Below are 15,249 nucleotides of genomic sequence, written 5' to 3' on the forward strand. Positions count from 1 at the left end.
TCCAGGGGAGGTCTGGACGGTCCTGGTGGGTCCAGGTGCTTCCCGTGCCCGCCGGGGCCATGGTAGCGGCCAGTACCCCCGGTACCCCGGTACTAGCTCTTCAACGTCCTGGCAGAGGCTACCCCTGGGGGAGCGCTGCTCCCAGGGCCTCGCCCACGTGGGACACGGGCAGGACCTGCACGCCCGGCACGGGGCGCAGCTCCTGAGAGCCCGCTAGGGGGACGAGCGCCCGGTCGAACCCCAGGCGGGCGGCCTCCGCCAGGCGCCGCTGGATACCGACGGTGGCACGCACCTCACCGGTCAGCCCGACCTCGCCCAGGGCCACCAGCCCCGGGGAGGTCGGCAGGCCGCGCGCGGCCGAGACCACGGCGAGTGTGACCGCCAGGTCGGTGGCGGGCTCCACGGCGCGGGCCCCGCCTACCGTGGAGACGTAGACGTCGCTGGAGGAGGTGTCCACGCGCACGCGGGCGCTGAGCACGGCCAGCGCCATGGCCACGCGGGAGTGCTCCACCCCGGAGGTGGTCCGCCGGGGCGAGCCTGCGCCGGTGGCCGCGACGAGCGCCTGGACCTCCACAGGGACGGGGCGGCGCCCCTCCAGGGTGACGGTGGCACAGGTGCCGGGGACCTGCGACCGCGAGGCTGACAGGAACAGGCCGGAGGGGTCGGCCAGGCCGGTGATGCCGCGCTCGCCCAGGTCGAAGCAGCCGACCTCGTCGGTGGGGCCGTAGCGGTTCTTGACCGCCCTCAGCAGGCGCAGGCGCGCGTGCCGGTCCCCCTCGAAGTGGGTGACCACGTCCACCAGGTGCTCCAGGACCCGGGGGCCGGCGATCCCGCCGTCCTTGGTCACGTGCCCGACCAGGAGGACGGGGAGGCTGCGCTCCTTAGCCACGGCGATGAGCGCCCCTGCTACCGCGCGCACCTGGTTGACGCCCCCGGCACTGCCCTCCACCTGGGTGGAGGCGATGGTCTGGACGGAGTCCACTACCAGCATGGAGGGGGAGGCCTCCTCCACGTGCCCCAGGAGCGCTCCCAGCTCGGTGACCGAGGCCAGGAGCAGGTCTGGGTCCAGGGCGTCGATGCGCTCGGCCCGTAGCCGGACCTGGGAGGCGGACTCCTCCCCAGTGGCGTAGAGGACTGGGCCCTCGTCGCGCGCGCGGGCGGCTGCGGCTGAGCGCGCTGCGACGTCGAGCAGCAGTGTGGACTTGCCCACCCCGGGCTCACCAGCCAGGAGGACCACCGCGCCGGGGACGATCCCGCCACCCAGGACACGGTCCAGCTCCTCGACGCCGGTGGAGCGGGCCCGGGCCTCCTCCGCGCTGACCTCCCCGATGGGACGCGCGGGCTCGGCAGGCGGCACCACGGGCGTGATAGGCAGGCTAGGTGCCCCGCTTGGGCCGCCTGTCGGGGAGGAGGCCTCCTCCAGGGTGCCCCACTCGCGGCACTCACGGCACTGCCCCTGCCACTTGGGCGCGGTCCAGCCGCACTCGGTGCAGCGGAAGGAGGGGCGTGGTGCTCTTCTGGTCGTCGTGCTGGTCATGCTGGTGGTCCCGGTTGCTGTGTGGCTGTGGAGGGCGGGGTTGTGGAGGCTGGCACACAGGCAGGGTAGTCGGTGGGTGTGACAGCAATCGGGGCGGTGACCTGAGGACGCTGCCGTCCGCTGTACTCGGCTGCCGCCGTCCTGCCGTAGTACGGACCGCCGGGGTCCGGAGGTGGCAGCCGGGGTCCGTCAGACGACAGAGTGCGCCCCCAACTTTATTTGGGTCTGATATTGATGAATGTTAGCTCTGTGCCTGTGGTTGTTGCGGTGGGTTCTGACGAGTGTTATCGTAACGATACAACCGGAACAAGCCGGTTGTTTTAGTCTCTGCTGTGGAAGGAGTGCAGACCGATGACCTCATCCTCACTGTTGTACAGTCCCGTGCCTAGCCCCATCCTGCTGACGTCTCCTGTGGTCACGCGAGCCCGTTCCCGTTTTGATCAGGCTATCGTGCGTCACGACGGGTGGTTTCTTGTGGTCGTTGCCGTGATCCTTGCGCTTGGTGCCACTCTCCTGGCGGGAATGGCGGTCTGGTGCGTCGTCAACCAGCATGGGGCCTTCACCGGCAGGTGGGCCTGGAAGGACGGGCTCGAGGTTTATGTCGAGTGCAGTCGCTGACTGTGCCTCACTCGGGTAAGCGCGCCTTCTCTGTCCCTGCTCCTGTTCCTGGGAGCGGGGCGGAGTGGGCGCGTCAGGGGACGGTTGTCGATGTTCAGAACCTGACCTTCTCCTATAAAAGGACCCCGGTGCTTCTCAGGGTGTCGTTCAACGTCTACCCGGGTGACTTTGTTGCCATGATCGGCCCCAACGGCTCGGGGAAGTCGACGCTGTGCCGGGTCCTGCGCGGTATCGTCCCCACTCCTGCGGCCGCACGCGTGGAGGTCGGAGGCGAGCCTGCCGGGTCAGCTCCGGCCCTGCGCATGACCTGCTACACCGCCGATAACGACCACGTGCCCCGGTTTCTCAGCGCCCAGGAGTACGTCCGGTTCCTGGCACGGCTCCACTCGGCACCAGGGCGCCGGATCAGGTTTGACCCGGCTGCCGTTGACAGCCTGTTCGCCACGCTGGGGATGGGGGGCCGGACCCGCGAGCTCATGAGCGGCTACTCCCACGGCATGGTGAAGAAGACCCAGCTGGCTGCGGCCCTGCTGGTCAGCCGCCCCGTCACGGTCGTAGACGAGACCATGAACGGCATCGACATCGAGGCGCAGTACCGTATCGAGGGGATGCTGCGTGACTACTGCGCTGCCGGGGGCGCGGTCATCATGTGCAGCCACGACTTCTCCATGCTGCAGCGCTGCGCCAACCGGGTCATCATGCTTGACGAGGGCTATATCGTCGAGGACGCCTATACCGAGTCGCTAGCTCGGCAGTCCACGAGCATTGAGGCCCTGGTCACCAGCTACCTAGGGGTCGGTGGTGGCTAGAGGCGCGGTCCTGGAGAGGCCGGCACGCCTGGTGCAGGTGCTCCGCCTCCTCGCCCTCTACATCGTGCGGGTGGTGGTCTCCCGCGGGATTCTTGCCTCCCGGACGGTGCGTCGCGTCCTGGTCCTGTGCGTCACGGTGACAGGCCTGCTCATGGGCTCCCTGTCCTACCTCTTCCTGCGTCAGTCCGGTGATGACGCGCAGGTTGCGGTCTTCGTCTTTCGGCTGATGGCTGGATCGGCCCTCCTCTGGGCGCTGCTGTCGGTCCTGGTTGTCCGCGTGCTCGTCCAGGGGTCTCCGGAGATGATGGCGACGACGACCCTGCTTCCGGTCACCGCCCGGGAGCGCCAGCACGCGGTCAACGTCCTGGAGGCGGTGCTGGCCGCCTGTGTCAGTGCCGCCGCCCTGTCCTCCTTCACCACCGGGGCGGTTCTGGCCTACGGGGCGCCAGTCATGGCCGAGGTCCTTGCCTGCGTCGTCCTGCCCTGCCTGAGTGCGCTCACCGTCCTGCTCATCCTGTGCCGCCTGGCGGACCTGGCCATGGCTGTGGTCGGTATAGGAGGGATGAGGGCGAATATCATTGTTCTTGCGCTCATGCTGGTTGTGGTGCGGTCCTGGGGGTGGCTAGCGGACTACACCAGGCGCGTCAGCGCCTCTGCCCTGGACGGCGGGGAGGAGCCCTTCACGCTGTGGCCGCTGGTCTTTCACGACCTGCTGACGGTGCACGGTGTGCCAGCCCTCCTGCTCGCTGCCGTGGTGGCCACCATGACTGGGGCGGTGCTGATCCTCCTGGTCCCCGCGCCGCCGGTGCCCGTGAGGCCGCGCTACTACGCCCTGCGCCTTCCCGGCAGGCTGGTGGCCCTGGCGCCGTCGTTCTCCTACCACCTGGCCCAGGCGGCCCGCAGCAGGTTTGTCGTGGACAACCTGATGATCTCTGGGACGGCGGCGGTTCTCATTCTTGCCCTGCGGGCGCCGATCAGCTCCGTGTGGGCGCTTGAGCCCGTGGTGATGGGAGGCTTCTTCCACTACGCCAGCGTGAACCCGGGGCTCTTGGTCTTCCTCCCCCGCCAGAATACTGTCTGGCTGTACGCGCAGATGGTCGGGGCACAGGTCGTCATCGTGCTGCCCTTTATCGTTGGTGCCCTGCTCCTGGACGCGATGGCGGGAGTAATAACGCCGCAGGCCTCAGCCATTGCCTGCGCCAGCGTGATCTCCTCCGCGGTGGTGACGGTCTCGGTCGGCTCGATCATGCCGGCCCACGACGACAACCCGGTCTCGGTCCTCCTGGGCACGGCGATTATCGGTGTCATCCTGCTGCTGGCCGCCCTGATGCTGGGAATTGTCCAGCTCCCGGTAGTTGTCAATATCTCCGCAGCTATCGTTGGCTGGATTGCTGTAGCGGCTATAGGCGTCGCAGGAATCAGTTACAATAGAAAGGTGTCTCACTCATGAGGATCATGATGAGGGTCCTGCTCTCCGCCATGACGGGTCTTGTGGGGACGCTGGCCCTGGCGGTCTTCTCCATTCTCTCCATTATGTTCCAGACCACGGAGGAGGAGGCGTACAGGACTGCCCTCTTTGGCTCTGTCTTCTTTCGCTCTGAATTGCTGGATAACGGAAATATTGGGGCGTCTGCGGGGATTCGCTCTTTTGCGCCTCTTGGTGTGATATGGGCGGTAATATTTGTCTTCTGTCTCCTCGTCTTCGTGATCTACGACAGGTTGAAGGCTCGGCGGAGGGAGCTCCTTGAGCAGCAGGACAACACCCTGGGCTGATATTGCGGACCTGTCGTTCCGCCCGGTTGTGCGGCTGGTGGTGCGTGTCGGGGCAGTGCCTGCGGCCGTGGTGCTTCCTGCTCTGTGCTTCCAGCTGGCAGTGGAGTGGGGCTCGGGCTCCTACGGGGGGTCACTGCTGTTCGTCCACCTTCTGGTCGTGGTTGTCGCAGGGCTGGCTGGCTCCTACAGCCTCCATGAGGTGGCTCATCTCCTGGCCGCACGCCGCTGGTACCCGGCGGGGACGCAGGCCGCTTGGCAGTTGACCGTCCTGCGCGTGTCGCTGCTGACCCGGGGCGTGCCTCCTGTGCGGGGTGCGCGTGCCCTGGTCGCGGCGGCTGGCCCGCTGTCCTGTGTGGTACTGGGCGCGGTCATGGCCGTGGTGAGCGCGCCGACGTGGCTGTGGGCGTGGTACCTGTGCCACGGGGTCTTCCTGCTGCCGGTATTCGGTGATGGGATCACGGTGTGGAGGTACCTGTGGAGGCACTGCGTGCGCCGCTCCGGGGAGCCGGGAGACTAGCCTGCTGACCAGCCTCCCGGCCGCCGGGTGCAGCCACCGTCGCCAGTGTCTGGGGCTACCGCTGCTGGCGCTCCAGCGCCTGGCGCGCGCGCTGTGCCACGGCCTCCCCGGTGAACCCGTAGTCCTCGAACAGCTGGGTGCCGGGCGCGGAGGCGCCGAAGTGGTCAAGAGAGATGACCTCGCCGCTGTCACCCACCAGCTCGCGCCAGCCCATGGCGACCCCCGCCTCCACGGAGACCTTGACGGCGTCATCCGGCAGCACCGAGACGCGGTAGTCCTCCGGCTGCTGGGCGAACCACTCCAGGCAGGGAGCGGAGACCACCCGGGTCGGTACACCCTCAGCCTGGAGGATCTCCCGCGCCTCCATGGCGACCCCCACCTCGGAGCCGGTGGCCACCAGGACCACGGCCGGTGCCGCAGTGGTCACCTCGCCGTCGGCAGGCTCCCCCGCCTCAGCCAGGACGTAGGCCCCCTGGCGCACCCCGACGGCGGCGGCCCCGGGCGTGGCGTAGACGGTGAGGTTCTGGCGGGACAGGACGAGGCCTGCGGGCTCCTGGGAACGGCACAGGATCTCCACCCAGGCGGCGGCGGTCTCGTTGGCGTCGGCGGGGCGGACCACGGCCAGCCCGGGGATGGCGCGCAGGGCGGCCAGGTGCTCGATGGGCTGATGGGTGGGGCCGTCCTCACCGACCCCGATCGAGTCGTGGGACCACACGAAGACCGACCCGACTCCCATAAGGGCCGCCAGGCGCACCGCTGGGCGCATGTAGTCGGAGAAGACCATGAAGGTCCCCCCGTAGGGGCGGGTCAGGCCGTCCAGGGCGATGCCGTTGAGGATGCCGCCCATGGCGTGCTCGCGCACACCGAAGTGGATGGTGCGCCCGTAGGGGCCGTCGCCCTCCTTCGGCGCCACCGAGGCGGGCAGGAAGGATGGCTGGCCAGCCATGGTGGTGTTGTTGGAGCCCGCCAGGTCCGCCGACCCGCCCCACAGCTCGGGCATGACCGGGGCCAGGGCGGAGAGCACCTTGCCGGAGGCCGCGCGGGTAGCCAGGGAGTCGCCCATCTCCCATGCGGGCAGGGACTGCTCCAGCCCCATGGGGAGCTGCCCAGCCTCCAGCCGCTCCAGCAGGTCGGCCTGGTCGGGGTGGGCCTGCCGCCAGGCCTCGAACCGGGCGTCCCAGTCGGCCCGGGCCGCTGCGGCTCGCCTGGCCGCCTGGGAGCGCGTGTGGGCCAGCAGCTCCTCGGGCACATGGAAGGCCTGGTCGGGGTCCAGGCCCAGGGTGGTCTTGAGGCCTGCGACCTCCTCGCCGCCCAGCTTGGCCCCGTGGGAGGACTCGTCGCCCTGCTTGGTGGGGGCCGGCCAGGCGATCACCGTGTGCAGGCGGATGAGGCTGGGGCGGCGGGTCTCGGCCCGGGCGTGGTCCAGGGCGGTGTGGAGGGCGTCGTAGTCCTCCTGGTAGGCCTCCCCGGCCGTCCAGTCGACGTCGATGACCTGCCACCCGTAGGCCTCGAAGCGGGCGGAGGGGTCTTCGGTGAAGGCGATGTCGGTGCCGCCCTCGATGGAGATGTCGTTGTCGTCGTAGATGGCGATGAGGTTGCCCAGCTCCTGGGTGCCCGCCAGGGAGGCGGCCTCGGCGGTGACCCCCTCCTGCATGCACCCGTCGCCCATGATGGTGTAGACGTGGTGGTCGAAGACGGACTCCCCCAGGGGGGTGTCGGGGTCGAGCAGGCCGTGCTCGTAGCGGGTGGCCATGGCCAGGCCCACCGCGTTGGAGAAGCCTGCGCCCAGCGGGCCGGTGGTGGTCTCCACGCCGGGGGTGTGGCGGTACTCGGGGTGGCCCGGGGTCAGGGAGCCCTTCTGCCGCAGCTGGCGCAGGTCCTCCACCTCCAGGCCGTAGCCGGCCAGCACCAGCTGGATGTACTGCAGGAGGGAGGCGTGGCCGGCGGACAGGACGAACCGGTCGCGGCCCAGCCACCTCGGGTCCGCCGGGTCGCCGCGCATCTCGTGCTGGTAGAGCAGGTAGGCGACCCCGGCCAGGGAAATGGGTGTGCCCGGGTGCCCTGACCCGGCCTTCTCGACGGCGTCGGCGGCCAGCGCCCTGGAGACGGCGATGGCCTGGCGGTCGAGGTCGCTGAGCAGAGGCTCCGTACTCATAAGTGCTCCTTGCCGCGGTACTGCGATACCGCTGGTTGTCTCCGCTTCCGGACACATTGTCGCCCCGGAGGTGGGACGTGAGCAACATGTCATAGTGTGTGGTGCGGTTACGGCTGAGGTGCCCCCTAGTCCTGGCCCAAGTGGCTGACAAGCGGACCGGGGAAAGGCTAGGGTGGCTGCGAGGCACAACTGCACGTGCCGCAGCGCACGCCCGCCCCGGGCGGCCTGTGAGATAGGACCGGCTTGCCGCTGTGTCCCTCCCAGGCCGCCCCGAGCACCCTGAGACCCAGGAACGAGGGAGATACATGGGCCTTCAGCTGTCACTGCCAGCCACCGCCCACACGCAGCCGACCCTGTTCTTCGTAAACGCACTGTATGCCCAGGAGTTGGAGCGGATGGGCATCCGTCCGAGTCTCGCCGCAGGCCACTCTCTGGGCGAGTTGAAGTCCCTGGTATGCGCAGGCGTCATGTCGCTCAAGGACGGCTTGAAGGTAGCACTCGCTAGAGGTCGAGCAATGGCATATGCGGCCGAGAAGCGCGCGTTCCACGGGGGGATGGTGGCCATTGGGTCGGCGACAGACCCGGAAAGTCTGCGCGGGTTTCTTGACGAGGAGTGCTCCGACTGTGATCTGGCCGCCGAGAACTCGCGGACACAGCTCGCAGTGTCCGGACCAGCGGACCGCGTGAAAGGTCTGGCTCGACGCGTTGAGGAGAGGGGCCTTGGACGCGCAACAGTGCTGAACGTCGGAGGAGCTTTCCATAGCAGGTACATGCGGGATGCGTCAAACGCCTACCGTGAGTGGCTGCTCAGCGGCGAGATTGATGTCAACGCGCCCAGCATCCCCGTCTTTTCTAACGTCACGGCCGAGCCGTACCCATCAGATAGAACTGAGATCACCGAGCTAATGGTGCAGCAGCTGACCTCTCCTGTCCGATGGCGCGATGGGGTTCATGCCATGGCCAAACAGGGGCCTGTTCTGTTCCAGGAGCTGGGTCCACGATCAATCGTAACGAGCTTGGCCTCCGAAGTGCTCCAAGCGGTGCACTGTGACGAGGTGGTCGGTCGTCAATGAAAGACAACGGGCGCAAGAGCGGAGCAAGGTCTGACGGTCTCCACGCTTCCATGTCGGTGGAGGAGTTTGATGGAGGGTACTTCTATGCAACGGAGATCAAGGCGTTCGCGCGGGAGATAGGAATTCCTGTTGGAAATCGCCGCAAGACTGATCTCGAGGATCTGATCCGGAGGTTTCTAGAGACTGGCGTCGTTCCGACTAGCAAGCCTGTGCAGCCGAGAAAAGCGGGCCAGGCCCGTGACAAACTGAGTCTTGATACGCGGGTGACGAACTACGTCGGAGACCGAACCACAAAGGAGTTCCTGCTCAGGTCTGTACGAGAAACGAGTCCGGGCCTCCCTAACAAGTCAGGTCAATGGTATTGGCTGAATGACTGGCGTCGCCAACAGCAGGCGTCGGGAGCAGTATTTACATACGCAGACCTTGTGAATCATTTGCGGGGTCTCATGCAGACCGAAGGGCGCCTCCCGCAGATACCGTCCGCGCGGATGAATAACTTCATAACGGATTATCGCGCAGACCCCAGGAGTCCGAATGTCTCTCGGGAGAGAGTGCTCGACGAGTGGCAGTGGTTGAAGCGGCAGCCAGGCCCAAATACCTATGAAGAGTATCGACGAATGCGTGGTTACTAGAACCTAGCCTTGATGTTTCGTGGGTGGGGTGGGTGGGGTTGTGGGGGTTCGGGCTTGTTGGGATGGGGTTGACTGTGGTATGTGGGTGTGACGGGGTGCCGCGTGTCGTCGCGGTGGGCGGGCCTTGCCTGCCGGCGGGGTCCTTCCTGGGGCTCGTGGGTGGGCGGTGGTTTGCTGGTGCTATGGGTCGGCGTGTGCGCGCAGGTTGCTGATCGCTGGGGTCAGCAGGTCGGCGAAGGGGCTGGAGGTCTTGTAGCGGGTGGTGGTGCGTCGCGCGTGGCGCGCGATGACGGCTGGCACGTTGAGCAGGCGGTGGCGCACGGCCTTGGGCTCCCATCTGCGGGCGGGGTGGTCTGCCAGGCGGGGCATCTGCGTCCAGGCGAGGATGTCGCGGGCCAGGGCCACGACCTGGCACCAGATGCGGTTGGCCGCGAAGGCCTGCAGCGGCATGCGATCGAGCCCGGTGTCCTTGGCGCAGCGGACACGGTCCTCGCACCTGGCGCGCTGACGGTGGCGTACCTCCAGGTCGGCGAGCTGGCCGATCCTGGTGCTTGTCGCGAAGGCGGTCAGCCGGTAGCCGTCGACGTCGTCGAGCCTGGGGTGGGCGCCGGGGTGCGGTCTTTCGCGGCCCACGATGACACGCACGGCCTTGGGCCGCCCGTCCAGGTCGAGCAGGTCCGTCAGCTCTGCCACGTCCGCCGCCTCGCGGGGGTCCCCGTCGGCGTTGTAGGCAGGGGTCCAGGCCTGGGCGGGGACCAGCCTGTAGATCCGCGACATGTCACTGGGCAGGGTGAATCCGACGCTGCAGGACACCCGTCTGCGCTCCAGGGCGGCCAGGGCAGCCTTGGTCCCACCAGCGGCGTCGGTGCGCACGACCACCTTGCGCCCGGGTCTGGGGCCCAGGCCCACCTGGGTCGGCACCGCGGCGGTGACAGCCTCATGGTCGGCGGCGGTATTCGATCCCGCGCTTCCGGGCCGCAGCATGATCGTGGCGCTCTCGCCGGCGCCTTGGGGACCGTGGTCGACCCGCGCGGTCAAGGGGCGGAACCCGAAGCCCTTCTTGAAGGTCGGTGCCGCCCCCTTCTTGTCAGAGTGGGCGGTGACCAAGGTGGCGTCGATATCGATGACCAGCGGCCGCTGGGCGCTGGTAGCGGCCGTCGGCGCCCCCGATCCGGCCAGGGTCCAGGCCGCGCGGCGCGCCCGGGCCCTGGCCAGGGCCACCGCGCGCTCGAGCGCCGAAGCGTCCGCGGCCAGGGTGGCCAGCACACGACTAAGCGTCGGCGCCGACGCCACGGGCCCGAACACCTGCGGCTCGGCGCGCAGGAGCGAGACGTCGGCCAGGCAGTCGCCGCCGACCGCCAGCGACAGCGCCAGGTCGAGGACGACCTTAGCCGGGTCATGGCGCGCCAGCGGCTTGGACCACGACGCCAGAGCCTGTGACAGCAGCACGTCCAGCCCGCAGGCGCGCACCGTCTCGGTCAGCAGCGCTCCACCACCATGAGCGAGCGCGTCGACCCGGCCGGTCTCGACATCCGTCAACGGGTACAACCCTGCTACAGTCTTCACCTCGAAGGTGTCCTTCCCCTGAAACATGACGGATCTCAACAACCCGCATTATTCCAGGCGAAGCGACACCTTCACCCCTGCCTCAGCCCCTCAACCACGAAACCCCGAGGCCAGGCTGACTTCTGCGAGCCAGGCTCCCTCATCCGGCTCCCCGGTCCCGCAGGGCTCTAGTGATGGCGGCGTGTTGTTATGAGGTGCCGCTGATTGTCGGCCGCTACTCACTGTTTGCGGTGTAGGCGGCCCCTCACACCCACTCGGCAGGGTTGGCGACGACCCCCTCCAGGACCGCCCAGGCCGCTCCCGTGGCGCCGGGTGTCTCGTCGGAGGGTGCGGGCAGCACGCGCGGGGGCGACCAGGGGGAGGCCAGGACTCGTCGGCTCAGCTCGGGCTCCAGCTCGGGACGCAGCACCTCGGTCAGGGGTGCCAGGTGCCCGCCGAGGACGACTGCGGGAATGTCCAGGATGTTGATCGCCGCGCTCAGGGCCACCGCCAGGGCGTGGGCGGCTGCCGACACCGAGGCCCGCGCCTCCTCCCGGCCCTCCTGCCACGCACGGACCAGCTGGTCGGGGGAGGCGTCCTCACCCAGACCCGCCCCGGTAAGGATGACCCGGCGTCCGGCGTAGCGCTCCAGGCAGCCCCGGTTACCGCAGCCACACTCGGGCCCGTCCGGGGCCACCTGGACGTGGCCCACCTCCCCGGCGAACCCAGCCGACCCGTGGATGACGACACCGTCGCGCACCAGCCCCGCGCCGATTCCGTTCTCCCCGGACAGGTAGATGAAGTCGTGGGTCTGCGCCTGGGCGCCCGGGCGGGTGCGGGCGGCCACCAGCGCGCCGAAGTCGGCCTCGTTGCCCACCAGCAGCCTGCCTCCCACCGGGTCCAGGCGTGAGGCCAGGCGGGTGGCCGGGGCCACGCCTGACCAGCCGAGGTTGGGGGCGCGCAGCAGGGTGCCCTCGCTGACCAGGCCGGGCAGGGCCAGGGCCGCACCGGCCAGGCGCGCGCGTGCCAGGGCGGGGGCCTCTAGGACCTGCTCCATAAGGTCGGCAAGACGGCTCAGCGTTGCTGTCGGGTCCGAGCCTGCCAGGTCCGCGTGCACCACTCGCTCGGCCAGCACCGCCCCGGACAGGTCGATGGCGCGTACTGCCATGCGTGAGACGTTGACCTCCAGTCCCAGGGCCGCCACCGTCCCCCGGGCCGGGACCAGCGGCACGGCGGGTCGCCCGGGACCCGAGGAGGCTGCAGGCGGCAGCTCGGCGAGCAGGTGGGCGGCCACGAGCGCGTCGACCAGGCGGGAGGCGGTGGAGCGGGTCATGCCGGTCGCCGCCGCCACGTCGGCCCTTGACAGAGGCGCAGGGGAGGCGAACACGTGCTGCGCCACAAGGGCCAGGTTGGTGTCGCGCAGCGAGGACTGGCTAGCAGAGGCGGCGCGCCGTCTTGAAGGCAGTCGTGAGGGTGGTGCGGGGGAGGCTGCCGAGGTGGGGCGGACTAACGTGCGCCCGCCCGGGCGTCGCAGTTTCTGACTCACCCCTTGACCATACTCCATCACCGTGCCATAGTTGTTTCAATAAACAAATGCTGCTGCCAGGGTCCTGGGCGGCCCGTCCCAGGTCGTCTGACGCCGTCGCTGTCCCACGTCGTCTCGCGCAGTCTCCACGCATCTCACGTCGTCTCAAGGAGGAGACCATGGTCCGCACACCCACCAAGGAGGACAGGTTCTCGTTCGGCCTGTGGACGGTCGGCTGGAACGCCGTCGACCCCTTCGGCACCGGGACCCGCCCGGTGCTGGACCCCTGGGAGTACACCGCCCGGCTCGCCGAGCTGGGGGCCTGGGGCATTACCTTCCACGACAACGACGTCTTCGACTTCGACGCCTCGCAGACCGAGCGCGAGCAGCGAGTCAGACGCGTGAGGAAGGTCGCCGACGAGGCTGGCCTGGTCATCGAGATGGTCACCACCAACACCTTCACCCACCCCGTGTTCAAGGACGGGGGTCTGACCAGCAACGACCGGGGCGTGCGCCGCTTCGCCCTGCGCAAGCTGTTGCGCAACGTGGACCTGGCCGCGCAGCTGGGCGCGACCACCTTTGTCATGTGGGGCGGTCGTGAGGGTGCGGAGTACGACTCCTCCAAGGATCTGGGTGCCGCCTTCGAGCGCTACAAGGAGGGCCTGGACACGGTGGCCGGCTACATCAGGTCCCAGGGCTACAGTCTTCGCATCGGCCTGGAGCCCAAGCCCAACGAGCCGCGCGGGGACATCCTCCTGCCCACCGTGGGTCACGCCCTGGCGCTCATCGCCGAGCTGGACAACGGTGAGGTCGTGGGCCTGAACCCCGAGGTGGGCCACGAGCAGATGGCAGGCCTCAACTACACCCACGGCATCGCCCAGGCCCTAGTGGCGGGCAAGCTCTTCCACATCGACCTCAACGGCCAGTCGGGCATCAAGTACGACCAGGACAAGGTCTTCGGCCACGGCGACCTGGCCAGCGCCTTCTTCACCGTGGATCTCCTGGAGAACGGCTTCCCCGGCGGAGGCCCCCGCTACGAGGGGCCGCGCCACTTCGACTACAAGCCCTCACGCACCGAGGGCCTGGAGGGGGTGTGGGCCTCCGCGGCGGCCAACATGGAGATGTACCTCATGCTTGCGGACAAGGCGCGCGCCTTCCGTGCCGACCCCGCTACCGCCGAGCTCATGGACAAGGCCTCCGTGCCTGAGCTGGCCCAGCCCACGCTCGCCCCCGGGGAGTCCGTCGCAGACCTCCTGGCTGACACCAGCGCCTACGAGGACTTCGACGCCACGGCTGCGGGTGCGCGCGAATACCACTTTGTCGAGCTCTACCACCACGCCATGCGCCACCTCATTGGGTGACCTGGCCTGCCGTCTCCCTGTTTTCCTGCCGGGATATGACGGGAGGTGGTCGGCGGCTGCTGGCCGCCCACGTCCGCGTACCGCACCGAGACGGGCCTGGCACGCGGACAGTCTGCGAACAGACCGGACAGACAACCCTCGCCTGGTCACACCGGGCGCGCTCGGGGACACCCGGGAAGGAGACCTCATGACACTCGTAGCCGGAATCGACTCCTCCACCCAGTCCTGCAAGATCGTCATCCGCGACGCCGCCACCGGCGCCCTGGTCCGGCAGGCGAAGACCTCTCACCCCGATGGCACCGAGGTCCACCCGGACCACTGGTGGACGGCGCTGGAGCAGGCTGTTGACGCCGTCGGTGGTCTTGACGACGTCTCCGCCCTCAGCGTGGGAGGGCAGCAGCACGGGATGGTGGTCCTTGACGCCCACGGCGAGGTGATCCGCCCCGCCCTGCTGTGGAACGACACCCGCTCCGCGCAGGCTGCTGAGCAGCTTGTCGCCGACCTCGGGGACGGAGACGTCGCTGTCGGGCGAGCTGCCTGGGCTGATGCCGTGGGCAGCGTCCCGGTGGCGTCTCTGACCGTCACCAAGCTGCGCTGGCTGGCCGACCACGAGCCGCAGGCTGCCGCCCGCGTCGCGGCCGTGTGCCTGCCCCACGACTGGCTGACGTGGAGGCTGTCAGGGTCGCGCTCCCTGACAGACCTGGTCACCGACCGCTCCGACGCCTCCGGGACCGGCTACTTTGACGCCGAGGCCAACGTCTACCGGCGTGACCTGCTGGCCCTGGCGCTGCGGCGCCGCGAGGAGGAGGTGGCCGACATCGTCCTGCCGCGCGTGGCGGGACCCAGGGAGGCTGTTGGCCGCGGAGGCGGCGATGTCGCCGGGCGGGACCTGTCCCACCTGGTTCTGGGGCCCGGGTGCGGGGACAACGCCGGGGCCGCTCTGGGGCTGGGCCTGCGTACCGGGCAGACCAGCGTGTCCCTGGGCACCAGCGGCGTGGTCGCCGCGGTCTCGGCCGTGGCCACCCACGACGCCTCTGGTCTGGTCACCGGCTTCTCCGACGCCACCGGAGGGTTCCTGCCGCTGGCCTGCACTCTCAACGGCGCCCGGGTGCTGGATGCGGCCAGGACGGTGCTGGGGTGGGCTACGAGGAGTTCGACGCCCTGGCCCTGGCCGCGCCTGCCGGAGCGGGCGGCCTGGTGCACGTGCCCTACCTGGAGGGGAGCGCACCCCGAACCTGCCTCGTGCCACCGGGGTGCTCACCGGGATGACGCTGGCCTCTCTCACCCCGGGCAACTACGCCCGCGCCGCCGTGGAGGGGCTCCTGTGCCTCCTGGGGGCGGGATCGACGCCGTGCGCTCGCTGGGGTCGAGGTCGGCTCGGTGGTGCTGGTGGGCGGCGGCGTGAGGTGGGAGTGCGCCCGTAGGCTCGCTCCAGCCGTCCTGGGGGTGCCCGTGGAGGTGCCTGAGCCGGGGGAGTACGTGGCCGACGGCGCCGCCCGGCAGGCCGCCTGGGTCCTGGACGGGGGTGAGGAGCCGCCCGTCTGGGAGCTCGGCCCGGTTGAGCACCTGGAGGCCGAGCCTCAGCCCGAGGTGCGTGCCGCCTACGAGCGCGCTGCCGCCCTGGTGGCCTCCTCCCAGACGTCGTAGGGGCGGCGACGTTCCACGTGGTGGTGTGGTGGAGTTTCGCATCGCGGGACCGCGACG

At 69.1% G+C, this 15,249-nt stretch carries 12 protein-coding genes and 1 pseudogene; 9 read left to right on the forward strand and 4 right to left on the reverse strand.

Annotated features, from left to right (window positions below; genetic code table 11):
- Positions 1–118: 118 nt before the first annotated feature.
- Positions 119–1,537 (reverse strand): DNA repair protein RadA, encoded by a 1,419-nt coding sequence (gene radA, locus D5R93_RS02870; protein WP_120203728.1) that lies wholly within the window; start codon positions 1,535–1,537, stop codon positions 119–121.
- 351 nt (positions 1,538–1,888) lie between these two features.
- Here radA and D5R93_RS02875 point away from each other — a divergent pair, with 351 nt between their 5' ends.
- From D5R93_RS02875 to D5R93_RS02895, 5 genes are read left to right on the forward strand one after another with little or no spacing between them, the layout of a single operon-like run.
- Positions 1,889–2,155 (forward strand): hypothetical protein, encoded by a 267-nt coding sequence (locus D5R93_RS02875; protein ID WP_205570083.1) that lies wholly within the window; start codon positions 1,889–1,891, stop codon positions 2,153–2,155.
- Positions 2,143–2,964 (forward strand): ATP-binding cassette domain-containing protein, encoded by an 822-nt coding sequence (locus D5R93_RS02880; RefSeq protein WP_162933794.1) that lies wholly within the window; start codon positions 2,143–2,145, stop codon positions 2,962–2,964. The genes D5R93_RS02875 and D5R93_RS02880 overlap by 13 nt, the downstream gene beginning before the upstream one ends.
- A complete protein-coding gene (locus D5R93_RS02885) occupies positions 2,957–4,414 on the forward strand; it encodes a hypothetical protein (protein WP_162933795.1) in 1,458 nt (485 codons plus the stop codon). The genes D5R93_RS02880 and D5R93_RS02885 overlap by 8 nt, the downstream gene beginning before the upstream one ends.
- On the forward strand, positions 4,411–4,737 hold the full coding sequence (locus tag D5R93_RS02890; RefSeq protein WP_120203735.1) for a hypothetical protein: 327 nt from the start codon (positions 4,411–4,413) through the stop codon (positions 4,735–4,737). Before D5R93_RS02885 ends, D5R93_RS02890 begins: the two co-directional genes overlap by 4 nt.
- On the forward strand, positions 4,709–5,254 hold the full coding sequence (locus D5R93_RS02895) for a hypothetical protein (protein WP_162933796.1): 546 nt from the start codon (positions 4,709–4,711) through the stop codon (positions 5,252–5,254). The genes D5R93_RS02890 and D5R93_RS02895 overlap by 29 nt, the downstream gene beginning before the upstream one ends.
- 55 nt (positions 5,255–5,309) lie before the next feature.
- Here the strand turns inward: D5R93_RS02895 and tkt are convergent, their stop codons facing one another.
- Positions 5,310–7,409 carry a transketolase gene (tkt, locus tag D5R93_RS02900; protein ID WP_120203739.1) on the reverse strand — a complete coding sequence of 700 codons (2,100 nt, stop codon included), beginning with the start codon at positions 7,407–7,409 and terminating at the stop codon, positions 5,310–5,312.
- A 305-nt stretch (positions 7,410–7,714) separates the two neighbouring features.
- Between tkt and D5R93_RS02905 the strand changes: the two genes are divergently transcribed.
- Both D5R93_RS02905 and D5R93_RS14915 read left to right on the forward strand, forming a co-directional pair.
- Entirely contained in the window at positions 7,715–8,482 is a 768-nt protein-coding gene (locus D5R93_RS02905) for an ACP S-malonyltransferase (RefSeq protein WP_120203742.1), read from the forward strand.
- Positions 8,483–8,532: 50 nt separating this feature from the next.
- A complete protein-coding gene (locus D5R93_RS14915) occupies positions 8,533–9,114 on the forward strand; it encodes an SAP domain-containing protein (RefSeq protein WP_423243326.1) in 582 nt (193 codons plus the stop codon).
- Positions 9,115–9,294: 180 nt separating this feature from the next.
- Here the strand turns inward: D5R93_RS14915 and D5R93_RS02910 are convergent, their stop codons facing one another.
- Positions 9,295–10,680 (reverse strand): IS1380 family transposase, encoded by a 1,386-nt coding sequence (locus tag D5R93_RS02910; protein WP_120205764.1) that lies wholly within the window; start codon positions 10,678–10,680, stop codon positions 9,295–9,297.
- Between the two features lie 244 nt (positions 10,681–10,924).
- Positions 10,925–12,205 (reverse strand): ROK family protein, encoded by a 1,281-nt coding sequence (locus D5R93_RS02915; RefSeq protein ID WP_243106911.1) that lies wholly within the window; start codon positions 12,203–12,205, stop codon positions 10,925–10,927.
- A 158-nt stretch (positions 12,206–12,363) separates the two neighbouring features.
- Between D5R93_RS02915 and xylA the strand changes: the two genes are divergently transcribed.
- Together xylA and D5R93_RS02925 are read left to right on the forward strand one after the other, a co-directional pair.
- Positions 12,364–13,545 carry a xylose isomerase gene (gene xylA / locus D5R93_RS02920; protein WP_120205766.1) on the forward strand — a complete coding sequence of 394 codons (1,182 nt, stop codon included), beginning with the start codon at positions 12,364–12,366 and terminating at the stop codon, positions 13,543–13,545.
- A gap of 187 nt (positions 13,546–13,732) precedes the next feature.
- Positions 13,733–15,192, forward strand: a pseudogene (locus D5R93_RS02925) (FGGY family carbohydrate kinase).
- The last annotated feature ends 57 nt before the right edge of the window (positions 15,193–15,249 follow it).

This window comes from Actinomyces lilanjuaniae (assembly GCF_003606385.1).
Taxonomy (GTDB): domain Bacteria; phylum Actinomycetota; class Actinomycetes; order Actinomycetales; family Actinomycetaceae; genus Actinomyces; species Actinomyces lilanjuaniae.